Source organism: Plantibacter sp. VKM Ac-2880, assembly GCF_015351235.1.
In the GTDB taxonomy this organism is placed as follows: Bacteria; Actinomycetota; Actinomycetes; order Actinomycetales; family Microbacteriaceae; genus Plantibacter.
Map to the genome: position 1 here is coordinate 58,071 of NZ_JADKSJ010000002.1, position 26,685 is coordinate 84,755.

A 26,685-nucleotide genomic window follows, 5' to 3' on the forward strand; every position below is an offset into this window, starting at 1 on the left:
CCGGGGCCGCCCGCTGCGCGGGTCGGTCAGACGGCGTGCGGCTCGGGCAGGCCCGTCCGCAGCTCCACCGGGAGGTGTGCGAGGTCGTTGTGGGTGATGAGGCTCCACGGACGACCCGCGCGCTGATGCAGCACCGTGAGGCCGCCATTGGCCTGGTTGATGCTCACCCAGCGCCAGGCCGGGGCCTGCAGGGCCTCTCGGACCAGCCAGCCGATGACGAAGTTGTGCGTGATCAACAGTTCGTGGTGGTCACCGCGCTTCGGTGACAGGAACTCGGCGGCGGCGTCGGCCATCTGCGCCTCGCCGGCCTCGACCTCGGCCTCGGTGATGGACCCGAAGAACGGGTCGAACGCCGACGGCGTCTCCGGGGAACGTCCGCTCGGGACGCAGTCGAACAGCAGGGACGACGGTTGCGGGGTGACGGCCGGCATCCGTTCGGCGATGATCTGAGCGGTCTCCGCCGCCCGCTGCAACGGCGAGTGCCAGGCGGCCGTCATCGGCACCCCGCCGAGCCGTTCGGCGAGGAGCTGGGCCTGCCGCCGGCCGCGCGCCGACAGCGGACCGTCCGGCAGACCGTGCTCGGCATGCTGCTGCTCGCCGTGCCTGACGAGATAGAGGTAATGGGACATTCAACGCACCCCCGCGATGATCGGAGCGAAGGTGTCCTCGTCGACGGCTCCGACCGCCGACACCGTGATCGGCTGCGCGGCGAGATGTCGCGCGAGCTGCTGGACCTCGTCCTGCCCGACGAGCTGCAGGCGGCGGATGCTCTCATCGAGGTCGATGAACTCGCCGAGCGTCAGCTCCGCCCGACCGAGTCGGCTCATGCGGGAATCTGAATCCTCCAGGGCGAGCGCCGAGGCACCGCTCAACTGGCCGAGGGCCCGCGACAGTTCGTCGTCGGTCACGCCGTGTTCGGCGAGTCGGTGGAGTTCGGCGAGCATGAGCTCGGCGACCGTCGTGGCCTTCGCCGTGGAGCAGGCGGCGGCGAGCCCGAAGACCCCCGCGTCCGAGTAGCTGCCGGCGAAGGAGTACACGGAGTAGGCGAGGCCACGTCGTTCCCGGATCTCCTGGAACAGACGGCTCGACATGCCCCCGCCGAGGACGGAGTTGAGCATGCTCATGGCGAACCGTCGTTCGTCGCCCGCGATGAGTCCCGGTCCGCCGATCTGCAGATGGACCTGCTCGGTGGGTCGGTGCACCACCGACAGCGGTGGTCCGCCGAGGACCGAGGCCGCCGCGAGTGTCCGGCGGGGCACGGGCGCGGCGACCACGTCGGCAGGCCAGCCGGCCCCCACGAGGGCCGCCGAGACCTGCGCGACGAGCGCGTCGTGGTCGACCGCGCCGGCCGCCGTCACGACGACGTCGTTCGCCCGGTAGTTGGCGCGGTAGTGCGCGAGGACGGCGTCGCGCCCGACCTCGATGATCGACTGCGGCCGCCCGCCGATCGGACGCCCCAGTGGATGCTCACCGAGGACACCTTCGAAGAACCGCTCGTTGGCGACGTCCCCCGGGTCGTCGTCCATCATGGCGAGTTCCTCGAGGATGACGCCGCGTTCGTTCTCGAACTCCTCCGGGTCGAGCAGGGAGGAGGTCAGCATGTCGGTGATGACGTCGACCGCCATCGGCAGGTCGCGGTCACGCACCTTCGCGTAGTAGCAGGTGTGCTCTTTGGCCGTCAGCGCGTTGTGCTCGCCACCCACCGCGTCGAACGCGATCGCGATGTCGAGCGCCGACCGCTTCGCCGTGCCCTTGAACAGCAGGTGCTCGAGGAAGTGCGTCGATCCGAAGGTCGCCGGACGATCGGCTGTCGCCGGCTGTTCGTCACGGGAACCGACGGCCACCCAGAAGCCGATCGTGGCGCTGCGACTCCCCGGCATGTGCTCGGTGAGGATGCGCAGACCGTTGGGGAGGACCGTGCGCCGGACGAGGGCGTCCCCGGATGCGGTGAACGCGAGCTCGGGACGAGTGAGCGGAAAGTCGACGGCGGCGTTCATCATCCCAACCATACGTCAGGTTCCCGGGCGTCGCGCGCTGGCGTCCGCGTCGGAGCGCCTCGGGAAGGCGTCAGCGCAACCGGCCGGAGACGCGGTCCAGTTCGAGGATCTGCCCGCGGCTCAACCGGACGTCCGCCGCCGCGATGAGCGAGTCGACATGGGCTGGCTGGGACGCGCTCGCGATCGGTGCGACGACGCCCGGACGGGACATGGCCCAGGCGAGGGCCGCCGAGGCGACGGAGCACCGGTTCTCCGCCGCGATCTCGTCGAGGACGTGCAGGACGCGGAGGCCACGACGGTGGAGGTGCGTCGCGGCGCGGCTGCCGCGGGTGCTCGGATCGAGGTCGGACCGGCTCCGGTAGCGCCCGGTGAGGAACCCGTTCGCGAGCGCGAAGTACGGTAGGACACCGAGGTGCTGTGCCGTCGCGACGAGCGCAAGGGTGCTCTCGTACGGCTCGCGGTGCATGAGGCTGTAGTGCGTCTCGAGCGCGACGAACTGGGTGAACCCGCTCGCCGAGAGGATCCGTGCCTCCATGAGTCGTTCCGGCGTCGTGTTCGAGGTGCCGAGGTACCGGACCTTGCCGCTCTCGATGAGCCAGTCGACCGTCCCGAGGCTGTCGGCGAGGGGCACGCTGGGGTCGTCGTCGTGGAAGGACAGCAGGTCGATGTGGTCGGTCTGCAGGCGCTCGAGGGCCGCTTCGACCGCCCGGATGATGCTCACCGAACCGAGACCGGGGTAGTCCGGGTGGCGCCCGATCTTCGTCGCGACGACCATGTCGTCGCGGTTGCCGCGCTTGCGCATCCAGTTGCCGATGAGGATCTCGCTGCGGCCGCCCGCGTAGCTGTCGGCGGTGTCGACCATGTTGCCGCCGGCGTCGTGGAAGCGGTCGAGGATGTCCGTCGTCGTGTCAGGGTCGACGGTCCAGCCGAACACGCTCCCGCCGAGGACGACCGGGAAGACCGACAGCTCGGAGTCGCCGATCCTGCGCCTCGGCACGCCATCGGCGTCGGCGCCCTGGACGGGCGTCGGGAACGACGGGTGCGGGACCCGCTGCTCGGGGTGGGGTGCCGTGTCTCCGCCCACGCCCTCTCCGCTCAACAGCGAACTGCCACGGGTGCTCGACGAGCGCCAGAGGTGTGGCATCCCCTGCCCCTCTCTCGGTCCGCCGACCGATGACGCGCTGCACCGCCGGGTTCCGAGCGTTGCGCGAGGTGCCGGTGCTTGTCACCAGGCTAGAGGAGACGGACGCCTTCCGCGGGACGACATCGCGACCGGGTGGCAACTGATTCGTAACGATTCCGGACGGCGTCGGGTCACCGTCCGTCGACCGGTGTCCCGGCTCGCGCGAGGACCGATCGAGCGTGCCGCAGGAGGGGCTCGTCGACCATGCGCCCTTCGTGGCGGAACACCCCGCGCTCCCCCGCTGCGGCCTCGAGGAGCGACCGGGCGGCGGCCACCGCCCTGGCGTCGGGGCGGAAGGCGGCACGGATCGTCGCGACCTGTCCCGGGTGGATGCAGGCCGAGCCGACGAACCCGACGGCGGCGGCGTCCGCGGCCTCCGCCGCGAGCCCGGGGAGGTCGTCGAGGTCGAGGCGGACCGCGTCGACGGCCATCACCCCGGCCGCTCCGGCGGCGAGTAGCACCGACGACCTCGCGTGGCGGACGACGTCGCGATAGCCGCCGTCCTCGCGGCGGCTGCTCGTGCCGCCCAAGGACGCGACGAGGTCCTCGGATCCCCACATGAGTCCGACCACCGACGGGTGTCCGGCGAGCACCGGGGCGCGCACCACGCCGGCCGCAGTCTCGCAGAGCGCGAGGATGCGGACGCCGGGGATCGCGTCGGCGAGCTCGTCGAGCTGCGCCGAGGTCTCCGTCTTCGCCAGCATGACGGTCCGATACCGGGTGGACGAGACCGCGGCGACGTCGGCGGCGAACTCGTCCGTGCCGACGGGGTCGACGCGGACGATCGTCCGTACGGGATCGAGCGGGTGTTCGACGATCGCCCGACGGGCAGCAGGCTTGTCAGCCGGCGCGACGGCGTCCTCGAGGTCGAGGATGACGGTGTCCGCGCGGTCGGCGGCCTTGGCGAAGCGGTCGGGTCGGTCGGCGGGGACGAAGAGGATCGCCGGTCCCAGCGAGAGAGGCGCGGCGGTCATCGCGCGTCCAGGCGGCGGACGAGTGTCGTCCGGGTCGCGGTGGCGACGACGACACCGTCCTGGTTCCGTCCGGTGTGCACGAGCATCACGAGCCCCTCCCCCGGTCGTGACGCCGACGGCCGCTTGTCTCGGACCAGCGTCTCGGCGTACAGCGTGTCCCCGTGGTGCATGGGCCGGGGGAAGGCGACCTCCGTGAAACCGAGGTTGGCCACGATCGTGCCCTCCGTCAGTTGCGCCACCGAGAGCCCGACGATGGTCGAGAGGGTGAGCATCGAGTTCACGAGTCGCTCACCGAACGGTTGCGTGGCGGACCAGGCCGCGTCGAGGTGCAGCGACTGCCCGTTCATGGTGAGGGTCGAGAACAGCACGTTGTCCGCCTCGGTGATGGTGCGTCCTGGTCGGTGGCGGTAGGTCGTGCCGACCGCGAACTCCTCGAAGAAGAGGCCGCGCTGCTCGATGACCGGGCCGGGACCGTTTTCGGGTCCGTCCTGCGGTCCGTGTTCGTCCGTCATGGTCGCCTCAGGACGCGAAGCCGAGCTCACGGGCGATGATCATGAGCTGCACCTCGGTGGTGCCCTCGCCGATCTCGAGGATCTTCGAGTCGCGGTAGTGCCTCGCGACCGGGTTCTCGTTGAGGAACCCGTAGCCGCCGAAGATCTGGGTCGCGTCCCGCGCGTTGTCCATGGCGGCCTCCCCGGCGACCATCTTGGCGATGGAGGCCTCCATCTTGTAGGGCGCTCCGCGGTGCATGCGCGAGGCGGCGTCGTAGTAGGCCTGCCTGGCGGCGTGGACGCGCGCCTGCATCTTCGCGATCCGGAAGGCGATCCACTGGTTGTCGCCGATCGGTCGCCCGAAGACGACCCGCTCCTTCGCGTAGCGGATGGCCTCCTCGAGGCAGCCCTGGGCCGCCCCGACCGCGAGCGCGGCGACCGCGATCCGTCCGCCGTCGAGCGCCGACAGGAAGTTCGCGTAGCCACGACCACGCTCGCCCAGGAGGTTGGCCTCCGGGACACGCACGTCGTCGAACACCAGCGGGTGCGTGTCCGAGGTGTGCCAGCCGACCTTGTCGTACGGGGGAAGCGCGGTGAACCCGGGCGTCGGTACCGGGACGAGGATGGAGGAGAGTTCCTTGGTCACCCGCCCGTCGGCGCGGGTCCGCTCCCCCGTGACCGCCGTGACCGTGACCAGCCGCGTGATCTCGCTGCCCGAGTTCGTGATGAACTGCTTCGTCCCGTTGATGACCCACTCCCCGTCGACCAGCTGCGCGGTGGTCTCCGTCGCGCCCGCGTCGCTGCCGGCTCTGGCCTCCGTCAGACCGAAGGCGGCGAGCGCCTTCCCACTCGCGAGCTGCGGGATCCACTCCTCGCGCTGTGCGTCGGTGCCGTACAGGTAGATGGGCATGGCGCCGAGTCCGACGCCGGCCTCGAGGGTGACGCCGATGCTCTGGTCGACACGTCCGAGCTGTTCGACGGCGAGGCAGAGGGCGAAGTAGTCCATGCCGCCACCGCCGAGATCCTTGGGGAACGGGAGCCCGAAGAGTCCGAGCTCCCCCATCTGCGCGATGATGTCGTACGGCAGCCGGCGCTCGGTGTCGTATCGGTAGGCGGCTGGCGCGACGACCTCGTCGGCGAAGGCCTTCACCGTGTCGACGATCCGTTGGTGCTCCGGGCTGAGCTCGGTGTTCATGCTGGCGCTCCGTTCGTGGGTGCTGCGACGGGGTCTGCGGCGATCGTCGCGACCGATTGGCGGGTGGCGACCGTGCCGCCCGTGGTGACGTGGACGGTGACGACGCCGGCCGCGGGCGCGGTGAGGAGGTGCTCCATCTTCATCGCCTCGACGGTGACGAGCGGTTGTCCGGCCGCGACGTCGTCACCACTCGCGACGTGGACGGCCGTGACGGTGCCGGGCATGGGGGTCCGGACCTCCGGCTCGACGGCGCCGGGCGTCGTGGCACCCCCTCCCGACGGGACCGCGTCGCGCGGGACGACCGTGACGACGCCGATGATGCCGTCGAGAGCGGTCCAGCGCTCGTCGCCGATGCGCATCGTCTCGACGGGGACGCTGGTCCCGCCATGCTCGAAGCGCCAGGAACGGTCCGTCCGCGCGAGGACGGCGGCATGCACGGGCTCCGCCTCGGCGACCGTGACCCGGGCGTCGTCACTCGGGCCGAGGACCTCCACCCGGACCAGCCGTCCGTCGTCGGTCCGCAGATGGACCCGCGACGGTGAGGTACCGCCGAGCCTCCAGCCTCCGGCGTCGGACCATGGGGTGCCGAGCGCGCCGACGCGGTCGGCCAGGGCGACGGTGCGGTCGTCCAGTTCGGCGAGCGCCGCCGCCACCACGGCACGGTCGTCAGGCGCGGTCGCGGGCGACTCGGCGAGGAGTTCGGCGATGAGACCGGTGTGGAGGCGTCCCTCGACCACGTCCGTATCGGTGACGAGGCGTCGCAGGAAGCCGAGGTTCGTCCGGACACCGAAGACGACCGTCGCCGCGAGGGCCGCGTCGAGTCGTCGCAGGGCGGACGCGCGGTCCGGCGCCCAACAGACGATCTTCGCCAGCATGGGGTCGTACCAGGGCCCGACGAACTGCCCCTCCGCGATGCCGCCGTCCACCCGGACGTCGGGACCCGCAGGCAGGCGGACCCGCTCGAGCACTCCGGTCTGCGGGAGGAAGCCGCCCGCCGGGTCCTCGGCGTACAGCCGGGCCTCCACCGCGTGGCCGGTGAGGAGGACGTCGTCCTGCGTGAACTCGAGTGCCTGTCCGGCTGCGACACGCACCTGCCACTCCACGAGGTCGAGACCCGTGACGAGTTCAGTGACCGGATGCTCCACCTGCAGCCGGGTGTTCATCTCGAGGAAGGCGAACTCGTCCGGTCGGTCGTCGGCGACGAGGAACTCGACCGTCCCGACGCCCCGGTACCCCACGCTCCGCGCGACGGTGCAGGCGGCCTCGCCGAGGCGCGCCCGCTGATCGGCGTCGATGAGGGGCGACGGCGACTCCTCGACCACCTTCTGGTGCCGACGCTGGAGCGAGCACTCACGTTCGCCGAGGTGGAGGACCGTCCCGTGCGCGTCGGCGAGCACCTGCACCTCGATGTGTCGAGGCCTCGTGACGAACCGTTCGAGCAGCAGTGTCGGGTCACCGAAGGCCGCCTGCGCGACCCGGTGGGCCGAGGCGATCGCGGCGGGCAGTTCCTCGGCGCGCTCCACCACCTGCATCCCCTTGCCACCGCCGCCGCCCGCCGGTTTGACGATGAGCGGGAACCCGATCGCGATGCCGGCCGCGGTGAGCGCGGCGTCGTCGAGCGACGGATCGGCGACTCCCTCGATGATCGGCACCCCTCGGGCGGCGACGTGGTCCTTGGCCCGGATCTTGTCCCCCATGAGCTCGAGCGCCCGCTCGTCAGGGCCGATGAAGACGATCCCGGCTGCGGCGAGCGCCCTCGCGAGGGACGGCTGCTCGGACAGGAATCCGTAGCCGGGGTGCACCGCCTCCGCCCCGGTCGCCAGGGCGGCGCCGACGACGGCCGCGACGTCGAGGTAGCTCTCGGAGGCGACGGCCGGTCCGATCCTGACCGCACGGTCGGCGAGGCGGACGTGCGGGGCGTCGCGATCCGCGTCGCTGTAGACGGCGACACTCTCGACGCCCATGGCTCTGAGACTGCGGATGACGCGGCAGGCGATCTCGCCGCGGTTCGCGACGAGGACGGTCACGAACGGGCGCTGGAGCGCTGTGACCGGTCGGTTCGAGGTTTCGGTCATGGTCCCGTCACATCCTGAAGAGGCCGAAGCCGGGGTCGGGGAGCGGGGCCCTGGAGCACACCTCGAGCGCGAGTCCGAGGACAGTCCGGGTCTGCGAGGGGTCGATGATGCCGTCGTCCCACAGCCTCGCCGTGGAGTAGTACGGGTTCCCCTGCTCCTCGAAGTCGGCGAGGATCGGCGCCCGGAACGCCGCCTCGGCCTCGGCCGTCCACTCCTCGCCCTTGGCCTCCAGCTGATCGCGTTTGACGGTCGCGAGGACGCTCGCCGCCTGCGGCCCGCCCATGACCGAGATCCGTGACCCCGGCCACATCCAGAGGAAGCGGGGATCATAGGCACGACCGCACATGGAGTAGTTCCCGGCACCGAAGGACCCGCCGATCACGACCGTCAATTTCGGCACCCGGGTGGTCGCGACCGCGGTCACCATCTTCGCGCCGTGTTTCGCGATCCCGCCCGCCTCGGCGTCGCTGCCCACCATGAAGCCGGAGAGGTTCTGCAGGAACAGCAGCGGGATGCCCCGTTGGTCCGCCAGTTCGATGAAGTGCGCCCCCTTCAGCGCGGACTCGCTGAAGAGCACCCCGTTGTTGGCGACGATGGCGACGGGGTGGCCGTGCAGGTGCGCGAACCCGGTGACGAGGGTGTCGCCGTACTCGCGCTTGAACTCGGAGAACTCGCTGCCGTCGACCAGGCGTGCGATCACCTCGCGGACGTCGTAGGCGGTCTGCAGTTCCACCGGGACGACGCCGTACAACTCGGACTCAGGCACCGCGGGCGGGACGCTCGGACGCACCGCCCAGGCTCGCTCGAACGGAGGCGGGAGGGTCGCCACCGCCTCCCGGAGGATGTCGAGCGCGTGGGCGTCGTCGTCCGCGAGATGGTCCGTCACCCCCGAGACCCGCGCGTGGAGTTCCCCTCCCCCGAGCTGCTCCGGGGTCACGACTTCGCCGATCGCCGCTTTCACGAGTGGAGGTCCACCGAGGAAGATCGTGCCCTGACCGCGCACGATCACGTTCTCGTCGCTCATGGCCGGCACATAGGCGCCGCCGGCGGTGCAGGAGCCGAGCACGGCGGCGAGCTGCGGGATGCCGGCGGCCGACATCCGGGCCTGGTTGAAGAAGATCCGCCCGAAGTGGTCGCGATCTGGGAACACCTCGTCCTGCCTCGGCAGGTTCGCCCCGCCGGAGTCGACGAGGTAGAGACAGGGAAGCCGGTTCGCGGCCGCGATCTCCTGCGCACGGAGGTGCTTCTTCACCGTCATCGGGAAATAGGAGCCGCCTTTCGCGGTCGCATCGTTCGAGACGACGAGCACGTGCCGGCCGTGAACAAGCCCGATCCCGGCGATGACGCCTGCGCCGGGACTCGCCCCGTCGTACATGCCGTCGGCCGCCAGCGGTGCGATCTCCAGGAAGGGGCTGCCCTCGTCGAGCAGGCGGTCCACACGCTCCCTCGGCAGCAGCTTGCCGCGGGCGACGTGGCGAGCGCGGGATGCGGCCGGGCCGCCGGTCGCGGTGGCGGCGAGCGTCTCCGCGAGCGAGTGGGCCAGAGCGCGCTGCGCGGCCTCCTGCTCCCGGAATCGTGCTGCGGAGGGATCCACACTGCTCACGAGCTTGGACACTCGGGCTCCTGTCGTCGTCGACCGTGTGGGTGTTCAGTTACTGAGCACTCACTGAAACACAGGTTACGCTTCATTCACTGAACATGTCCACCCCGAGGAGGTCCGATGTCGATGCACGAACCGTCGTCGTCGACCACGCGCGTCGGTCGGTCGGAGGCCAAGGTGGCCCGCCGCGAGGCCCTCCTCCGCTCAGCAGCCGTCCTCTTCGCCGAGCGCGGGTTCACGGGCGTGTCGATGGAGGACCTCGGCGCCGCGGTGGGCATGAGTGGACCAGCCGTCTACCGGCACTTCGTCAGCAAGCAGGCGGTGCTCGCGGCACTCCTCGTCGGGGTCAGCCAGGACCTTCTGGACGGCGGCACGGCCGAGGTTGAGCGATCTGCGGACGCCGCAGGGGCGCTGCACTCGCTCGTGTCCTTCCACGTGGCCTTCGCCCTCGAGCACCCCGACGTCATCCGCGTCCAGGACCACGATTTCGACAGCCTCACGCCCGACGACCGACGCACCGTCCGCACCCTGCAGCGCCGGTACGTCGAGCGCTGGGTGGATGTGTTGCACGCCCTGCACCCGTCCACCTCCATCGCGGCCCTCCGGATCAGGGCCCTCGCCGGCTTCGGTCTCATCAACTCCACGCCGCACAGCGCATCGCTCGGGCGGAACGACGCCGGGGCAGTCGACCGGGACGCGATCCGATCGACCCTCGAGCGGATGGCCGTCGCCGCGCTCAGCGCCCCGTGACGGAACCGCTCGCCGTCAGTCGGAGAGCACCGACAACACGTTGCCCGCCGGGTCGGTGAACCAGGCGATGTCCGGCCCGTTCCCGCGCATGATGCCCTTCGCGTCGGTCGGAAGCTCATCGTCCGGGTAGAGCTTCGTCACCACGCCGCGCGCGTTCAGCTCGTCGACAGCCGCATCGACGTCCGCGACCGCGAGGTTGAGGACGGTGAAGGACGCCGGCACGTGGTCGGGCTTGCCGTAGACGAGGACCGACCCGCCCGCGGGGAGCGACAGGTCGAGGAACCCCATCGCGTTGTCGGCGACGGAGAGCCCGAGGACATCGCGGTAGAACGACCTGGCCACGTCGATGTCGTCGACCGAGAATCCACTGAAGACGTCCGTGTACGAGACCATGAGCCGCTCCTCCGCGTCGATGTGTACACTGTGCACAATGCCACGTCGCACGCGATCCGTCCAGAGCATCGCGACAGAATGGAACCCATGAGCGTTCCCGCACCGGCACGAAGCACCTACCGGCACGGCGATCTCCGACAAGCCCTGCTCGAGGCCGGCGTCGAGATGGCCAGGCAGGGTGGACCCGACGCCGTCGTGCTGCGGGAGGCGACTCGACGCGCCGGCGTCTCCCCGAACGCCGCCTACCGCCACTTCGCCGACCGCGACGCGCTCGTCCAGGCCGTCTCCGACACCGCGCAGGGACTCGCCGCCGACCGCATGGCCACCGCCCTCGCGGCCGTGGAACCGACGGGCTCCGCCCCCGCGGACGCGCGGCTGCGGCTCCGCGCGGTCGGCACCGGCTACCTGCGGTTCGCGCGGGAGGAGCCCGGTCTCTTCCGGGCGGCCTTCTCGGTGCCGCACGACCTGAACGAGGCGATGAGCGTCGGCAAACGGGGCGCCTCCGGCCGGACACCCTTCGAGACCCTGGCCGGCGTGCTCGACGAGCTCGCCGAGACGGGTGTGCTCCCGCCCGCACGACGACCAGGCGCCGAACTCCTCGCCTGGTCGTCGGTGCACGGACTCGGCATGCTCATCATCGACGGCCCGCTCAGAGGCCTGGACGAGGCGACCGTCGAATTTGCGACGGAACACCTGCTCGACCTCGTCGACCGCGGGATCTGAGCACCGCCCGACGATCACACCATCGTCAGCACCATGGCAGGATCGGCGAGCATCGTCCCCAGGTCGACGAGGAACCGCGACCCCTGCTCCCCGTCGATGACCCGGTGGTCGAACGACAGCGACAGCGTCACGACCTGCCGCAACGCGACCTGCCCCTCGAACTCCCACGGGAGCCGGCGGACCGCACCGAGCGCGATGATCGCCGCCTCCCCCGGGTTCAGGATCGGTGTTCCCGCGTCGACGCCGAACACGCCGACGTTGGAGATCGTGATCGTGCCCCCGCGCAGTTCGGCCGGTGCGGTGCGTCCCTCACGCGCCGTCCGGACGAGGCTCGACACGGCGTCGGCGAGGTCGAACAGGCTGAGCTCGTCCGCGCGCGCGACGTTGGGGACGAGGAGTCCCCTCGGGGTGGCCGCGGCGATCCCGAGTCCCACGTGCGCGTACTCGACGATCTCGCCCGCCGCCTCGTCCCAGCTGGCGTTCACCGCCGGCGTGCGCTTGACCGCGATGCACACCGCCTTGGCGAGGACCGTGAGGATGTTGACCCGGTGGTCGCCGATGCGGGGCGAGTGGGCGAGCGCGTCCAGCAGGGTCATCGTCGGCGTCACGTCGACGGTCAAGAACTCCGTCACGTGCGGAGCCGAGAACGCACTGCTCACCATGGCCTCCGCGGTCCGTCGTCGCACCCCGGTGATCGGTCGCCGGACCGAGCCGTCGTCCGACGCGGTGACCTGATCCGGAGCGACCGGGGACGATCCCGACGAACCGCCCGCCGCCAGCTCCACCTCCTCCCTGAGGACCCGACCACCGACGCCGGTGCCGACGAGGGTGCCGAGGTCGACACCGAGATCGCGGGCGAGCCGACGGACCGGCGGTGTCGCGCGCGGGCGGGCGGGATGCGGCGCATCGGCGCGGACGGCTGCGTCCGCGCCGGGCTCCACCGGCGGCCTCGTCGCCGGACGGGCAGCGGAGACGACGACCGGGTCGTCGGCAGACGCTCTGGCCCGCCGTCGCGGCCGCTCCCCGCTCGAGGTCCGCGGGCCGTAGCCGACGAGGACGGGCTCGCGCTCCCCCGCCCCGGTCGGTCGGTCGCCCTCCGAGCCCCCGGCCTCGGGTTCCGGCGCGGAACCGTCACCGTCGGGAGCAAAATCGACGAGCGCCTCGCCGACGAGCACGGTCGTCCCCGGTTCGACATGGAGTCGGGTTACCACACCAGCAGTCGGTGCGGGCAGCTCGACGAGCGCCTTCGCGGTCTCGACCTCGGCGATCACCTGGTTGAGCTCGACGTGATCGCCGACGGCGACCCGCCAGGAGACGAGTTCGCTCTCGGTGAGTCCTTCGCCGAGGTCGGGCAGGGAGAAGCGCTTCATCGTCGCCCCTCCTCGCCCGTCGTCGCAGCGGTCCGTGCCTCGGCCCGACCGGTGGACGACGGCATCGACGACCGGCGCCCCATCGCCCGGTCCACGCCGTCGAGGATGCGGTCGAGGTCCGGGAGGAAGTGGTCCTCGAGGGCCGACGCCGGGTAGGGCGTGTCGAATCCCGTCACCCGCACCGGGGCCTCCTCGAGCACGTCGAAGCAGCGTTCCGTGATCGTCGCGGCCAGCTCGGCGCCGATCCCGCCGGAGCGCTGCGCCTCATGAGCGACGACGAGCCGTCCGGTCTTCTCGACGGACGCCACGACGGCATCGACGTCGATCGGAGCGAGGGAGCGCAGGTCGATCACCTCGAGGTCGACACCCTCGTCCGCGGCGGCCACCGCGGCGTCGAGCGCGGTCTGCACGAGCGGTCCGTAGGCGACCAGGGTCGCGTCACGGCCCGAGCGGACGGTCCGAGCGTGCGTGAAGGCCAGCGGATCGGTCGGGAGGTCCTCGAGCACCTCCCCTTTCGTCCAATACCGCCGCTTCGGCTCGAAGAACAGCACCGGATCATCGCAGGCGATCGCCTGGCGGATCATCGTGTGCGCGTCCTGCGGGTCCGAGCAGGTGACCACCCGGAGGCCGGCCGTGTGGGCGAAGTACGCCTCGGGCGACTCGGAGTGGTGCTCGACCGCGCCGATACCCCCACCGTAGGGCACCCGGATCGTGACGGGCATCCGCACGGCCCCTCGGGTGCGGTAGTGGAGCTTGGCCAACTGCGCGACGATCTGGTCGAAGCCCGGGTAGATGAATCCGTCGAACTGGATCTCGCAGACCGGTCGGAAGCCGCGGAAGGCGAGTCCGACGGCCGCTCCGATGATCGCCGACTCCGCGAGCGGCATGTCGATCACGCGGTCGGCCCCGAACTCGGCCTGCAGGCCGTCCGTGACCCGGAATACGCCGCCGAGACGGCCGATGTCCTCGCCGAGGAGGAGGACGCGGTCGTCGTCGGCGAGGGCATGGTGGAGACCGGTGTTGATCGCCTTGCTCAGGGTCAGCGTCGTCATCGCACGCCCCCCATGCCGTCGGCGCCGTCGAACGACTCGAGGTAGGAGCGGTACTCGTCCCGTTGGCGCTCGAGGACCGGATGCGGCGTCGCGTAGACCTCGTCGAACACGGAGAGCGGGTCCGGCGCCTGCAGCGCGAGACACCCGGCGCGGACCCGTGCGGCGGCATCGTCGGCGACCCGGGCCACCCGCGCCCGAGCCGACTCGTCGAGCACGCCCGCCGCATCGAGCAGTCGCTCCACCCGGACGATGGGGTCCTTCGCGCGCCACGAGGCCACCTCGGCCTCGTCGCGATACCGGGTGGGGTCGTCGGAAGTGGTGTGTGGACCCATCCGGTAGGTCACGGCCTCGATGAAGGTCGGGCCGCCACCGGAGCGGGCACGGTCGACCGCGATGCGCATCGCCGCGGTGACGGCGAGCACGTCGTTGCCATCGACGCGCATACTCGGGACACCGAACCCCGGCGCCCGTTCCGCGATGGGGCGCTGCGCCTGCAGCCCCACCGGCTCGGAGATCGCGTACTGGTTGTTCTGGCAGACGAAGACGACGGGTGCACGAAAACTGGCGGCGAGGACGAGGGCCTCGTTGACGTCGCCCTGACTCGTCGCACCGTCACCGAAGTAGGCCACCGCGACGGCATCCGAGCTGTCCCGCTGGCATCCCATGGCGTAGCCCGTCGCATGCAGCGTCTGCGCGCCGATGATCACGGCGGGGGTCGCCATCCCGACGGCGAACGGGTCCCAGCCGGACAGCGCCGTCCCTCGCCACATCGCCATCAATTGGTCGAGCTCGACGCCCCGGCAGTAGGCGACCGCCTGTTCGCGATAGCTCGTGAAGACGAAGTCGTCCCGCCGCAGGACGCGGGCCGAGCCGACCTGCGCCGCCTCCTGCCCGAGCAGCGGCGGCCAGAGGCCGATCTCGCCCTGTCGCTGCAGCGCGGTCGCCTCCGTGTCGATCCGGCGGCTGACCACCATGTCCTCGTAGAGGCCGAGGAGATCGTCCAGCCCGAGGTCGGCGACGAAGAGGTCGTAGAGCGCGTCCTCCCGGCGGTGCCCGTCGGGGTCGATCAGCTGGACGAGGTCCGACGGGCCTGGGCCGCGGACCGCCTGATCCTCCGGAGACCTGTCGCGTGCATCACCTCCCGCTCCGTCCGGATCCTGCGGGAATTGGGTGTGAGTCTCCATCGACACGATGCACGCCGCCTTGAGTTCGGTGACCGCACGGCGGTGCCTCGTGAGCGGTGCCGTGCCCTCGCGTCATCGCGAGGTGGTCCGAGGGTACGCCGGATCGTCCCGACCCTCAACCGTCGACACTCCCGTCGACGGCAGAACGCCCGCCCCGCAGGAGCGGGACGGGCGTTCTGGCGATGCTGGGTCGATCAGCCTTCGGCGGGAGCCTCAGGGCCTTCGCTGGCAGCGTCGCTGCCGTGCGTGTCGGCCTCGTCGGCGACGACCGGCGCGAGCGACAGCTTGCCGCGGTCGTCGATCTTCGTGATCTCCACGAGGATCTTCTGGCCGACGCCGAGCACGTCTTCGACGTTCTCCACACGCTTGCCACCGGCGAGCTTGCGGACCTCGGAGATGTGCAGCAGGCCGTCCTTGCCCGGAAGCAGGGAGACGAACGCGCCGAACGCGGCGATCTTGACGACGGTTCCGAGGAACTGTTCGCCGACCTCCGGGTTGGTCGGGTTGGCGATCGCGTTGACCTGGGCGCGAGCGGCCTCGGCCGACGGACCGTCGACAGCACCGATGTAGACGGTGCCGTCCTCCTCGATGGAGATGTCGGCGCCGGTCTCGTCCTGGATGGAGTTGATCGTCTTGCCCTTCGGGCCGATCAGCTCACCGATCTTGTCGACGGGGATCTGCACGCTGATGACGCGAGGCGCGGTCGGCGCCATCTCGTCGGGAGCGTCGATCGCCGCGTTCAGCACGGAGAGGATCGTGGTGCGGGCGTCCTTGGCCTGCTGGAGCGCACCGGTCAGGACCGAGGTCGGGATGCCGTCGAGCTTCGTGTCGAGCTGGATGGCCGTGACGAACTCGGAGGTACCGGCGACCTTGAAGTCCATGTCGCCCAGGGCGTCTTCGGCGCCGAGGATGTCGGTGAGGGCCGCGTAGCGGGTCTCGCCGTCGACGACGTCGGAGATGAGGCCCATGGCGATACCGGCGACGGGTGCGCGGAGCGGCACACCGGCGTTCAGCAGCGACAGGGTCGAGGCGCAGACGGAACCCATCGAGGTGGAACCGTTGGACCCGAGGGCCTCGGACACCTGACGGATCGCGTAGGGGAACTCCTCACGGCTCGGCAGCACCGGCACGAGGGCGCGCTCGGCGAGGAAGCCGTGCCCGATCTCGCGACGCTTCGGCGAACCGACCCGGCCGGTCTCACCGGTCGAGTAGGGCGGGAAGTTGTAGTGGTGCAGGTAGCGCTTCTTCGTGACCGGGGACAGCGAGTCGATCTGCTGCTCCATCTTCAGCATGTTCAGCGTGGTGACACCCAGGATCTGGGTCTCGCCGCGCTGGAAGATCGCGGAACCGTGGACGCGCGGGATGACCTGCACCTCGGCGTCGAGCGGACGGATGTCGGTCAGGCCACGGCCGTCGATACGGATGCCCTCGCGGAGCACCCGGCCACGCATGACGACCTTCGAGACGGACTTGTACGCGGCGGAGAACTGCGCGAGCACCTCGGCGTCGAGCGAACCGGCCTCGACGCGCTCGGCGATGGTCGCCTTGACGCGGTCCTTGAGGGCGTCGTCGGCGTTCTGGCGCTCGATCTTGTCGGCGATCTGGTAGACGTTCACGAGCTCGTCGTGAGCGAGACCGGCGACGGCGTCGTAGCTCTCCTGCGTGTACGGGAGGAACACGGGGTAGGCCGCGATCTCCTTGGCCGCCTGGGCGGCGAGTTCGCTCTGCGCCTTGACGAGCTGCTTGAGGAACGGCTTGGAGGCCTCGAGACCGGCTGCGACGACCGCCTCGTCGGGCTTCGTGGCGCCGCCCTTGATGAGGTTCCAGCTGTTCTCGGTGGCCTCGGCCTCGACCATCATGATCGCGACGTCTTCGTTGCCGTTGGCGTCCGTCACGATCCGACCGGCGACGATGATGTCGAAGACGGCCTCCTCGAGCTGGTCGACCTTCGGGAACGCGACCCACTGGTCTGCCTCGCCGGCCTGGCCGGGGATGAGGGCGAGACGGACGGCACCGATCGGGCCGGAGAACGGCAGGCCCGAGATCTGGGTGGACATCGACGCGGCGTTGATGGCCAGGGCGTCGTAGAACTCACCCGGAGCGATCGAGAGGACGGTGATGACGATCTGGACCTCGTTGCGGAGGCCGGTGACGAACGACGGGCGCAGCGGCCGGTCGATGAGGCGGCAGACGAGGATCGCCTCGGTCGAGGGGCGGCCCTCACGACGGAAGAACGAACCGGGGATCTTGCCGGCGGCGTAGGAGCGCTCCTCGACGTCCACCGTGAGGGGGAAGAAGTCGAAGTTGTCCTTGGGGTGCTTTCCGGCCGAGGTGGCCGAGAGGAGCATGGTCTCCTCGTCGAGGTACGCGGCGATCGCGCCCTGTGCCTGCTGCGCGAGGCGGCCGGCTTCGAACCGGACCGTGCGCTTGCCGAACTTGCCGTTGTCGAGAACGGCCTCGGCGAACTTGATTTCTGGACCTTCCACAGGTCTCTCCTTCGTACGTGTGCGCTCCCGTCGAGTGACGGGCCGCGCGCCCCGAATGGACGCGCCGTCGAGCGCGGTCGTGCATGATGCAGCGCGCAACGCAGCCGCAGTACTTGCTCAAGCCGCCCGGTCTTCCGGGACTTGGCTGGCCACCAGTAGAACACCACCCGCGGATCGCGAGGGATACACCACCGAGGACCAGCTTCCTGTCGGCTGGCTCTGCGCGCGGCGGACCTGTGACGGTCCACCGTGGACGAGCCTAGCAGAGGGGGTGTCCTGGAGGCCCGGCACGACACGGATGCTCAGGTGACGGGCGGGGTTCCGCCGGGCCCGGCCGCTCGGCGGTTCCGCCGGTCGAGTCCCCAGGACGCCACCAGCAGCACCATGGCGATGGCGGCCCCGATGAGGGTGTCGAGGACCCGCTCCCCCACCACCTCGAGGACCGGTGACCGCGACGACGAGGTGCTGATGACGAGGACGAGCGGCGTGATGAACACGAGCGCCAGGGCGTAGTGCCGGATCACCACCAGCTCGATGGTGAACTGCAGCGCCGCCAACACCAGGGCCAGCACGTAGCCGTGCGGTTCGAGTGAGGCGACGAGCAGGAAGAGCCCGGCGCCGACGAGGGTCCCGAGCACCCGGTGGACGCCGCGGGTCGCACTCAGGGTGCGGGAGTGCCCGACACTCAGGATGGCGACGGCGGATCCCGCGATCCAGTACCCGTGCCCGAGTCCGAGCAGGTATCCGAGGAGCGCGCTGCACGCCAGGGCCACGGTCAGCCGGACGGCGACCCTGCGGTCCGACGGACTGAGGCGGTACTCCGGGAACAGGACCCGCATCGGGGTGGGCTTGCCGCCGGCCCGGCGGACGCCCGGCACGAGGAGCGGTACCACCACGACGAGGATGGCGAAGAGCGATCCGGCGGCTACGAGGGCGATCACGAGCCGGCCGTCGATCCCCGCACCACCGATCGCCGTCGGTGCGCTCAGATGCCCGGCGATGCCGAACACCAGGATGAAGAACAACGCCCCCGGCGGGCCGAGCACGATCCCCTGGACGAGCCACACCGCGGCCGCCCCGACGACGAGCAGCCCGAGCGCGGTCAGGGGACGGGAACCGGACAGCGAGACGCCCAGCGTCGAGGCGAGGACGAGCGCGACGCCGATGAGCGGCAGCACCCTCAGGCGGTCGCGTCGGCTGAGCGGGACGCAGTACAGCGCCGTGAACGCGCCGAGCCCGGCGAGCAGCCCGAGCGAGGTCGCGCCGGCGGCCGTGGCGACGGCCACCGGGACGGCCATCGCGATCGCGGCCGTCAGGGCGGCCGGCCATCGCTTGGGCGACGGCGCGAAGGAGATGAGGGAGGTCTTCAGACCACGTTCGGCCATCTCGTCCTCCCCTCCGCGTGCAACCCTGCAACGGTACGCCATTCCACGCTCGACGCTGCCGCCGGCCGCTCCTCGGCCGCCTCCGGCTACGCTGGACCGGACCCCTGGAGGTGACGTTGACGCATCCCGCGCCGGCAGCCGCTCGCCCGAAGCGGCGCGTCCCGTTCTGGGACAACGCCCGCTTCGCCTGCATCACGCTCGTGGTGATGGGCCACGCGGTCCAGCGGCTGACCTCCGAGTCCGACCCGGCGCTCGTCGTCTACTTGTTCCTGTACGCCTTCCACATGCCGGCGTTCGCGATCGTCAGCGGGTACTTCTCGAAATCCTCGCCTCCCGGGCGTCGTCAGATGCGTCGGGTGATCACGGACATCCTGCTGCCGTACCTGATCATGGAGGGCGTCTGGTCGCTCGTGCAGTTCCTCGTCGAGGGCAAGCGCGCGTTCAATCCCACGCAGCCGTCGTGGACGCTGTGGTTCCTCCTCGCGCTCGGCATCTTCCGACTCGTGCTCCCGTACCTGGCGCTCCTCCGGTGGCCGCTGCTGTGGAGCGTCGTGATCTCGATCGGCGTCGGGTACCTCGACAACGTCGACAGCACGTTCTCCCTCTCACGCGCACTCGGGATCCTGCCGTTCTTCGTGCTCGGGTGGCAGATCAACCGGTGGCGCCTGGTGGACCGGTGGCACCTGGTGCGGACGAAGACGTGGTGGGTCCGCATCATCGCCGCCGTCGTGCTCGTCGTCTGGGCCGTCGTCCTCGTCGTGGGCGTCGACCTGTGGCGGCGGATCGACCTCCGCTACTGGTTCTTCTACGACCGGGGCTACACCGCTCTCGGGAACGAGGACGGCACCGGCGGCCTGGTCCGGCTCGCGGCGATCCTCCTCGCGGTGGTCCTCACCGCCGCGTTCTTCGTGCTCGTCCCCCGCCGCCACGCATGGATCACCCGATACGGCCAGTCGACGATGTACGTCTACCTCCTGCACTCGTTCGTGCTCTACCCGCTCCGCGAATCGGGCGTCCTCAAGGACACCGTCAACCCGGAGCTCGTCCTCGTCGGCCTCCTGGTGCTGTCGGTCGTGATCGTGATCGTGCTGTCCAGTGCGCCGGTCAGACGGATCACCCGCCCCCTCATCGAGCCCCGGGCAGCCTGGATCTTCAGCCGCAAGCGGGCCTTCGACCCGGAGTCCCCGCGCAACGATCCGACGGGTTCGCGACGCGACGTCACGAGGTGACGAGGACGACCTTCCCACGGACGTGACCGTCGATGAGGTGGCGGTAGGCATCCACGACCCGTTCGAGTGGCCACACGCTGTCGATCGGGAGCACGATCTCCCCCTGCGCGATCCACTGACCCAGCTGCGCGAGCTGCGTCTGCGTCGCCGCCTGCCCGCCGACGCCGCCGAAGCCGTGTTCGGCGGCGAAGGAACGGTCGGCGATGGTGTTCACCCGCTGCGGCGCGACTCCGAGGTCGCGCGCGAGCTCGAGGGTCTGCCGTCCGTGGGTGTCGATGACGGCGGTGATCCCGCCGGGTGCGGTCTCGAGGACGCGCTCGCGGAGACCGTCACCGTACTGGACGGGGATGATGCCGAGGCCACGGAGGAACTCCTGGTTGGCCGCCCCGGCGGTGCCGAGCACGACCGCACCGCGCCGGCGGGCGAGCTGCGCCGCGAGCACGCCGACCCCGCCGGCCGCAGCGCTCACGAGCACGGTGTCCGATCGTTGGACGCCGACGGCGTCGACCGACGCGATCGCCGCCCGTCCGGCGATGTCGAGCGCGCCGGCCTGCTCGATGGTGAGCCCGTCCGGCACGTGGTGGAGGATGCCGGCCGGCGCGATGAGGAAGTCCGCCTGCGCGTGGAACCGGTGTCCGCCGTACACGTGGTCGCCGGTCGCGAACCCGCGGACGCCGCTCCCCACGCCGTCCACCACGCCGGCGAAGTCGTTGCCGTTCCCGCTCGGGACGTCCCGGCCGAAGGAGGCGAGGGCTTCCGGTGACGCCGCGAGCTTGTGGTCGACGGGGTTGAGGCCTGCGACGAGGACGCGGACGCGGACCTCGTCGTGACCGGGCACCGGGATGTCGCCCTCGACGAGGTGGAACACCTCGGGGCCACCGAACCGGTCGAACCGCACGAACCTCGCCATGATGCCTCCTCCGCCGGCGTTCGCCGACCTCCATGCTCACACGCTTCCCGGGTGACGACCACCCCGGCTGCTGGCGACGTCACGCGCCGTTCACCCGGCCGAGCGAGAATCGCGGGCATGGGATGGGTCGATGCGGTGCAGACGGCGATCACGGCGTGGTTGCTCGAGATCGCCGCGTCGGGCTGGGTGTTCCCGGCGCTGTACCTGCTGACCGTCGCCGACGCCTTCCTCGTCATCCTGCCGAGTGAGACCGCTGTCACCGCACTCGGCGCGATCTCGGCGTCGAGCGGCTCGCCGGACCTCGCCCTCCTCGTCGGTGTGGCCTGGGCGGGAGCCGTGACCGGCGACGTGTCCTGCTACCTCCTCGGACGACGGATCGGGACCACGCGCTTCGCCTGGATGCGGCGTCCGCGGGTCGCCGGCGCCATCGCCCATGCGGGTGTCGCGCTCGACCGCCGCGCTGCCGCGGCCATCCTCACCGCACGCTACATCCCCTTCGCGCGCATCGCCGTCAACCTCGTCGCGGGGGCGAGCGGCCTCCGTCCTCGGCGATACCTGCCGATCACCGTCGTGGCTGGGCTCGCGTGGGCGCTGTGGAACGTCGGTGTCGGAGCCGTCGTCGGTCGGCTCCTCCCGGACCAGCCCGTGTTGGCGACCGTCGTCTCGATCGTCGTCGCCGTCGGCCTCGGCGTGACCGTCGATCGGATCAGCGCAGCCCTGGCCGCCCGACGACGACGAAAGCGAGCCTCACTCGACGAGTTCGCCCCGAGCCTTCTTGCCGACGATGGAGTGTCGGCGGCTGTAGGCGAAGTAGATGATGAAGCCGAGCGCCAGCCACACCAGGAACCGCACCCAGGTGAGGGTCGTCAGGTTGAGCATGAGCCAGACGCAGAGCACCGCTGAGAGGATCGGCAGGAACGGCGACCACGGGACACGGAACGCGCGCGGCAGCTTCGGGTACTTCTTCCGAAGCACGATGACCGCGATGCTGACGAGGACGAAGGCGGAGAGGGTTCCGATGTTGATCATCTCCTCCAGCACGCCGACGTCGGTGAGCCCGGCGATCAGCGCGACCAGGGCACCGACGATGAGCTGTACCCGCACGGGCGTCTTGCGCTTCTCGGAGGTGACGCTGAGCGATCGGGGCAGCAGGCCGTCGCGGCTCATGGCGAAGACCACACGGGCGAGCCCGAGCAGCAGCACCATGATGACCGTCGTGAGGCCGGCGAGGATGCCGATCGAGATGACCTGCGCGGCCCAGTCGGCGCCCACCGCGATGAAGGCGGTCGCGAGCGAGGGGTCCTCCGCCTCGGCGAGGGTCGTATAGGGCACCATGCCGGTGAGGACGAGGCTGACGCCGACGTACAGGACGGTGACGATCGCGAGGCCGCCGAAGATGCCGCGCGGCAGGTTGCGCTGGGGGTTCTTGACCTCTTCCGCGCTCGTCGCGACGACGTCGAACCCGATGAAGGCGAAGAACACGAGCGACGCTCCGGCGAGGAGGCCGAAGACCCCGTACTGCGCGGGTGCAGCACCCGTCATGAACGAGAACAGCGACTGCGACCAGGTGTCGGATGCCCCGCCCTTCGTCGGGACCTCGGCGGGGATGAACGGCGTGTAGTTCGCCGCCTTCACGTAGAACGCGCCGACCACGATGACAAAAATGACGATCGCGACCTTGATGATCGTGAACACGCTCGCCACGCGGGAGGACAGCTTCGTGCCGAGGACGAGCAGGGTGGTGAAGATCGCGACGATGACGAACGCGCCCCAACTCACCTTGAGCCCGAAGACGTTCAGTTCGCTCGGGACGTCCCAGCCCCAGAGCAGGAAGACGTTGCTGAGGTAGATGCCCCAGTACTTGGCGATGACCGCCGCGGCGGTGAGCATCTCGAGGATGAGGTCCCAGCCGATGATCCAGGCGAGGAGCTCACCGAGCGTGGCGTAGGTGAAGGTGTAGGCCGAACCGGCGACGGGCACCGTCGAGGCGAACTCGGCGTAACACATGATGGCCAGCGCGCAGGTGACGGCCGCGAGGATGAAGGCGAGCGACACCGAGGGGCCGGCGTAGTTGCCGGCGGCCTTGGCCCCGACGGAGAAGATCCCGGCGCCGACGGCGACCGCGACCCCCATGATCATGAGGTCCCAGGTGCCGAGCGTGCGCTTCAGACTGCGCCCCTCGATCCCCGAGTCCGCGAGGGAGTCCTCGATGCTCTTCGTCCGCCAGATGCTCATGGTGCTCCTTGCCGTGGTGCGGTGCTGCCGTGGCCTCGCGCGAAGCCGACTCTCGACCTTGCCAGATGAGCGGCCCGGGGTCGAGTCGGAACTGGGATTTCCTCCAGGTGACGGTTCCCCGGCGGACACGAACGGGCGGTGACACACGAACGGGCCGCCATCCGAATGGATGACGGCCCGTCGCGAAGAAGATCGCGGTGTCAGCGCCCTTCGACAGGCTCAGGGACCGGGGTCCCGATGCGCTGGAAGGGGTAGAGGTGCTGCCTAGCGGCGGAGTCCGAGGCGCTCGATCAGCGAGCGGTAACGCTCGATGTCGACGGCCTGGAGGTAGCCGAGGAGGCGGCGACGCTGTCCGACCAGGAGCAGCAGGCCACGACGCGAGTGGTGGTCGTGCTTGTGCTCCTTCAGGTGCTCGGTGAGGTCCTTGATGCGGCGGGTCATGACCGCCACCTGGACCTCGGGGGATCCGGTGTCACCTGGGTGGGTTGCGTACTCTTCGATGATCGCCTTCTTACGGTCTCCTTCAAGCGCCATAGTGGTGATCCCCTCTCTGTTCGTTGCGCGGTGCCCGTCGCCTGATGCGTGGGCTCTCTTGATCCGCGGCCGTTCGACGGCAACCTTGTGATTCTAGCAGGTTCAGAGCGGCGGGGGTTCGCGATGGGTCGACCGACGCTTCGCGTTGAGCCGTTCCTCCGCTTCGACCGCGGTGGCCCGGCGTCGGCGGCGCAGGATGAGGATGAGGGCGAGCGCGATGAGGTCGAGGACGAGGAAGGCGACGAGCAGCCAGACCCACAACGGCGGACCGGCTCCGGCGGTCGGCGCAGGCTCGCCGGCGGCGGCGGCCGCCTCGGCCGTGGTGGTGGAGTCGTAGACCAGGCGGACCGGATCACCGAGGGTGGCGCCGCCACCGTCGTTCGTGGACACGAGGGCCAGCGTGATGTCGTACTCCCCCGCATCCGCACCTCGCAACCACTGGGTCATGTTGATCCTCGTGGACCAGCCGCCGTCCGAGCCGACCTCGATCGGTTGCCCGTCGAAGCGGAACTCCGTCGCACCGGTCTCGCCGGTCGCCTGCAGCTTGCACGCGTCGTCGTCCGACGTCGAGGCGCTGAAGCAGGGCTTGGCCGCGTCGTACAGGTCGATGGAGCGCCAGTAGGACAGCACGACGTCCGCGCCGGGTTCAGCGGTCCCGGTGACATCGAAGCCGCTCACCTGATCGCCCTCGAGCGTGTAGTCCACGCGGTAGACGGTGTCGCCGTCTGCCGGGCTCTCGATGGTGCCCGCGACCGCGGCGACGGCCGTGCCGGCGGCGAGTGGAGCCGCGACGAGGACCGTGCCGAGGAACAGGGCTGCGACGGCGACGCCGACCGCGCGCGGCGCACGCCACAGGGACCGACCGATCCGACGGGCTCCGGAGATCACCTGTCCACCATCCCCTCCGGCACCGCCGGACGGCGACGCTCCCCACCAGTATCCCAAAGACGTCGGTCCACCACCTGGGAACGACGCGGGCGGAGGCCGGGTGCTCCGGTCTCCGCCCGCGTCAGGCCGTGCTGAGGCGTTCAGGCGCCGAGGCCGCCGAGCAGCTCCGAGAACGGGCGACCGAGGGCGAACGGGTCGTCGCGCCCGCCCGAGCGGTCCGACGCCGCGACGAGGGCACGCAGTTCACCCGCCGCTCGGTCGATCCGTTCCGGCAGCGCGCTCACGTGCGCCTCGCCGGAACCCCAGTCCTCGGACGCCGCGAAGACGGCCGTCGGCACCGTGACGGCCCGCAGGTAGGCGAACAGCGGCCGGACCGCGTACTCGAGCGCAAGGGAGTGCCTGGCCGAGCCTCCGGTCGCCCCGAGGAGGACGGGCACCCCGGTCAGGGCCGTCGGCTCGACGATGTCGAAGAACGACTTGAACAGACCCGAGTAGCTCGACGAGAAGATCGGCGTCACCGCGATCACGCCGTCCGCGCCGGCCATCGCCTCGACGGCCGCCGAGAGTCTGGGGCTCGGGAAGCCGGTCAGGAGGTTGTTCGTGATGTCCTGCGCGAGGTCGCGCAGCTCGATCGACGTCGTCTCGACCGTGTGGCCGTCGCGCTCGAGCTGTGCGACGGTGGCGTCGCGGAGTCGGTCCGCGAGGAGTCGGGTCGACGACGGCTGGCTCAGGCCGGCGGAGACGACCGCGAGCGTGCGCGCGCCCGTCATCGTCCGACCCCGACCGCTGCGCGACCGAAGGCCGAGCCGGCGTCGGCGTGGCTCGTCTCGACGGCACCGGAGCGCGAGGCGAGCTCGGCGTCCGCCGCGGCGACCATGGATGCGTGGGTCGGAGCCTCCGGCACGGTCGCCGGACGGTCCTTCGCGAACTCCTTGCGCAGCACGGGCACGACCTCGCCGCCGAGGATCTCGAGCTGGTCCAGCACCGTTCCGAGCGGCAGACCGGCGTGGTCCATCAGGAACAGCTGTCGCTGGTAGTCACCGAACGAGTCGCGCATCGAGGCGTAGCGGTCGATGACCTGCTGCGGGCTTCCCACGGTGAGGGGCGTCTGCTCGGTGAAGTCCTCGAGCGTCGGGCCGTGTCCGTACACGGGAGCGTTGTCGAAGTACGGCCGGAACTGGGCCACGGCGTCCTGCGAGTTCTTCGCCATGAAGGCCTGCCCACCGAGTCCGACGATGGCCTGTTCGGCCGTGCCGTGACCGTAGTGCTCGAAGCGCTGACGGTAGAGCTGGATCAGGCGCATGTAGTGCTCCTTCGGCCAGAAGATGTTGTTCGCGAAGAACCCGTCGCCGTAGTACGCCGCCTGCTCGGCGATCTCGGGGCTGCGGATCGAACCGTGCCAGACGAAGGGCGGCACCCCGTCGAGCGGACGCGGCGTCGACTGGAAGCCCTGGAGCGGGGTGCGGAACTGTCCCTGCCAGTCGACGTAGTCCTCACGCCACAGCCGGTGCAGGAGGGCGTAGTTCTCGATGGCAAGGTTGATGCCCTCGCGGATGTCCTTGCCGAACCAGGGGTAGACCGGACCGGTGTTCCCTCGGCCCATGATGAGGTCCACGCGTCCGCCGGCGAGGTGCTGGAGCATGGCGTAGTCCTCGGCGATCTTCACCGGGTCGTTCGTGGTGATGAGGGTGGTGCTCGTCGAGAGGATCAGGTGCTCGGTCTTCGCGGCGATGTAGCCGAGCATGGTGGTCGGGCTCGACGGGACGAAGGGCGGGTTGTGGTGCTCGCCGGTCGCGAAGACGTCCAGGCCGACCTCCTCCGCCTTGAGGGCGATCGCGACCATGGCCTCGATGCGCTCGTGCTCGGTGGGCGTGACCCCGGTGGTCGGGTCGGTGGTGACATCCCCCACCGTGAAGATTCCGAATTGCATGATGCGCTCCCACAGATTCTTCCATGCGTTTGCATGGATATTCAGCACAACGAGGCGGACCACTCCACTATTCCCGAGCGCAAGGAGATCATCCCCGAGCC

At 70.3% G+C, this 26,685-nt stretch carries 23 protein-coding genes and 1 pseudogene; 4 read left to right on the plus strand and 20 right to left on the minus strand.

Annotated elements, in window-relative coordinates:
• Window positions 1-26: 26 nt before the first annotated feature.
• The 8 genes from ITJ57_RS12510 to ITJ57_RS12545 all read right to left on the minus strand — a co-directional run bounded on the left by ITJ57_RS12510 (window position 27) and on the right by ITJ57_RS12545 (window position 9,530).
• The gene (locus ITJ57_RS12510) at window positions 27-629 is read right to left on the minus strand and encodes a histidine phosphatase family protein (RefSeq protein WP_194670459.1); all 603 of its coding nucleotides are present in this window, start codon (window positions 627-629) and stop codon (window positions 27-29) included.
• Window positions 630-1,997, minus strand: coding sequence for a pitrilysin family protein (locus ITJ57_RS12515; protein WP_194670460.1), 1,368 nt, complete (start codon window positions 1,995-1,997; stop codon window positions 630-632). It lies immediately after the preceding gene.
• Between the two features lie 70 nt (window positions 1,998-2,067).
• The gene (locus ITJ57_RS12520) at window positions 2,068-3,141 is read right to left on the minus strand and encodes an aldo/keto reductase (protein ID WP_194670461.1); all 1,074 of its coding nucleotides are present in this window, start codon (window positions 3,139-3,141) and stop codon (window positions 2,068-2,070) included.
• A 170-nt stretch (window positions 3,142-3,311) separates the two neighbouring features.
• Window positions 3,312-4,154: a CoA ester lyase gene (locus ITJ57_RS12525; RefSeq protein WP_194670462.1), complete on the minus strand. Its 843-nt coding sequence runs from the start codon at window positions 4,152-4,154 to the stop codon at window positions 3,312-3,314.
• Window positions 4,151-4,666 carry a MaoC family dehydratase gene (locus tag ITJ57_RS12530; RefSeq protein ID WP_194670463.1) on the minus strand — a complete coding sequence of 172 codons (516 nt, stop codon included), beginning with the start codon at window positions 4,664-4,666 and terminating at the stop codon, window positions 4,151-4,153. Before ITJ57_RS12530 ends, ITJ57_RS12525 begins: the two co-directional genes overlap by 4 nt.
• A gap of 7 nt (window positions 4,667-4,673) precedes the next feature.
• A complete protein-coding gene (locus tag ITJ57_RS12535) occupies window positions 4,674-5,840 on the minus strand; it encodes an acyl-CoA dehydrogenase family protein (RefSeq protein WP_194670464.1) in 1,167 nt (388 codons plus the stop codon).
• Window positions 5,837-7,915, minus strand: coding sequence for a biotin carboxylase N-terminal domain-containing protein (locus ITJ57_RS12540; protein WP_194670465.1), 2,079 nt, complete (start codon window positions 7,913-7,915; stop codon window positions 5,837-5,839). Before ITJ57_RS12540 ends, ITJ57_RS12535 begins: the two co-directional genes overlap by 4 nt.
• 7 nt (window positions 7,916-7,922) lie before the next feature.
• On the minus strand, window positions 7,923-9,530 hold the full coding sequence (locus ITJ57_RS12545; protein WP_194670466.1) for a carboxyl transferase domain-containing protein: 1,608 nt from the start codon (window positions 9,528-9,530) through the stop codon (window positions 7,923-7,925).
• Window positions 9,531-9,635: 105 nt separating this feature from the next.
• Between ITJ57_RS12545 and ITJ57_RS12550 the strand changes: the two genes are divergently transcribed.
• Window positions 9,636-10,265 carry a TetR/AcrR family transcriptional regulator gene (locus ITJ57_RS12550; protein WP_194670467.1) on the plus strand — a complete coding sequence of 210 codons (630 nt, stop codon included), beginning with the start codon at window positions 9,636-9,638 and terminating at the stop codon, window positions 10,263-10,265.
• Window positions 10,266-10,280: 15 nt separating this feature from the next.
• Here the strand turns inward: ITJ57_RS12550 and ITJ57_RS12555 are convergent, their stop codons facing one another.
• Entirely contained in the window at window positions 10,281-10,658 is a 378-nt protein-coding gene (locus tag ITJ57_RS12555) for a VOC family protein (protein WP_194670468.1), read from the minus strand.
• A gap of 87 nt (window positions 10,659-10,745) precedes the next feature.
• Between ITJ57_RS12555 and ITJ57_RS12560 the strand changes: the two genes are divergently transcribed.
• Complete coding sequence (locus ITJ57_RS12560; RefSeq protein WP_228507236.1) at window positions 10,746-11,381, plus strand: TetR/AcrR family transcriptional regulator; 636 nt, start codon at window positions 10,746-10,748, stop codon at window positions 11,379-11,381.
• Between the two features lie 14 nt (window positions 11,382-11,395).
• Here ITJ57_RS12560 and ITJ57_RS12565 read toward each other — a convergent pair whose 3' ends face one another.
• The 5 genes from ITJ57_RS12565 to ITJ57_RS12585 form a co-directional block, all read right to left on the minus strand.
• Complete coding sequence (locus tag ITJ57_RS12565) at window positions 11,396-12,751, minus strand: dihydrolipoamide acetyltransferase family protein (protein ID WP_194670470.1); 1,356 nt, start codon at window positions 12,749-12,751, stop codon at window positions 11,396-11,398.
• A complete protein-coding gene (locus ITJ57_RS12570; RefSeq protein ID WP_194670471.1) occupies window positions 12,748-13,803 on the minus strand; it encodes an alpha-ketoacid dehydrogenase subunit beta in 1,056 nt (351 codons plus the stop codon). The genes ITJ57_RS12565 and ITJ57_RS12570 overlap by 4 nt, the downstream gene beginning before the upstream one ends.
• Entirely contained in the window at window positions 13,800-14,987 is a 1,188-nt protein-coding gene (pdhA, locus tag ITJ57_RS12575; protein WP_194670472.1) for a pyruvate dehydrogenase (acetyl-transferring) E1 component subunit alpha, read from the minus strand. The genes ITJ57_RS12570 and pdhA overlap by 4 nt, the downstream gene beginning before the upstream one ends.
• A gap of 194 nt (window positions 14,988-15,181) precedes the next feature.
• Window positions 15,182-17,473: a polyribonucleotide nucleotidyltransferase gene (locus tag ITJ57_RS12580; protein ID WP_056012195.1), complete on the minus strand. Its 2,292-nt coding sequence runs from the start codon at window positions 17,471-17,473 to the stop codon at window positions 15,182-15,184.
• A gap of 302 nt (window positions 17,474-17,775) precedes the next feature.
• A complete protein-coding gene (locus ITJ57_RS12585) occupies window positions 17,776-18,858 on the minus strand; it encodes an FUSC family protein (protein ID WP_194670473.1) in 1,083 nt (360 codons plus the stop codon).
• Window positions 18,859-18,968: 110 nt separating this feature from the next.
• On the opposite strand from ITJ57_RS12585, the gene ITJ57_RS12590 reads away from it, so the two are divergent.
• On the plus strand, window positions 18,969-20,087 hold the full coding sequence (locus ITJ57_RS12590; RefSeq protein WP_370582380.1) for an acyltransferase family protein: 1,119 nt from the start codon (window positions 18,969-18,971) through the stop codon (window positions 20,085-20,087).
• Here ITJ57_RS12590 and ITJ57_RS12595 read toward each other — a convergent pair.
• Window positions 20,077-20,997 (minus strand): NADP-dependent oxidoreductase, encoded by a 921-nt coding sequence (locus tag ITJ57_RS12595; protein ID WP_194670474.1) that lies wholly within the window; start codon window positions 20,995-20,997, stop codon window positions 20,077-20,079. The genes ITJ57_RS12590 and ITJ57_RS12595 overlap by 11 nt on opposite strands.
• A gap of 117 nt (window positions 20,998-21,114) precedes the next feature.
• Between ITJ57_RS12595 and ITJ57_RS12600 the strand changes: the two are divergent.
• Window positions 21,115-21,600, plus strand: a pseudogene (locus ITJ57_RS12600) (DedA family protein); the annotation flags it as partial.
• Between the two features lie 144 nt (window positions 21,601-21,744).
• On the opposite strand, the gene ITJ57_RS12605 reads toward ITJ57_RS12600, so the two are convergent.
• The 5 genes from ITJ57_RS12605 to ITJ57_RS12625 all read right to left on the minus strand — a co-directional run bounded on the left by ITJ57_RS12605 (window position 21,745) and on the right by ITJ57_RS12625 (window position 26,584).
• The gene (locus tag ITJ57_RS12605) at window positions 21,745-23,232 is read right to left on the minus strand and encodes an amino acid permease (protein WP_194670475.1); all 1,488 of its coding nucleotides are present in this window, start codon (window positions 23,230-23,232) and stop codon (window positions 21,745-21,747) included.
• Window positions 23,233-23,496: 264 nt separating this feature from the next.
• Window positions 23,497-23,766: a 30S ribosomal protein S15 gene (rpsO, locus tag ITJ57_RS12610; protein ID WP_056012204.1), complete on the minus strand. Its 270-nt coding sequence runs from the start codon at window positions 23,764-23,766 to the stop codon at window positions 23,497-23,499.
• Window positions 23,767-23,868: 102 nt separating this feature from the next.
• A complete protein-coding gene (locus ITJ57_RS12615; protein WP_194670476.1) occupies window positions 23,869-24,654 on the minus strand; it encodes a hypothetical protein in 786 nt (261 codons plus the stop codon).
• 140 nt (window positions 24,655-24,794) lie between these two features.
• A complete protein-coding gene (locus ITJ57_RS12620; protein ID WP_194670477.1) occupies window positions 24,795-25,424 on the minus strand; it encodes an FMN reductase in 630 nt (209 codons plus the stop codon).
• Entirely contained in the window at window positions 25,421-26,584 is a 1,164-nt protein-coding gene (locus ITJ57_RS12625) for an LLM class flavin-dependent oxidoreductase (RefSeq protein ID WP_056012214.1), read from the minus strand. The genes ITJ57_RS12620 and ITJ57_RS12625 overlap by 4 nt, the downstream gene beginning before the upstream one ends.
• Window positions 26,585-26,685 lie beyond the last annotated feature (101 nt).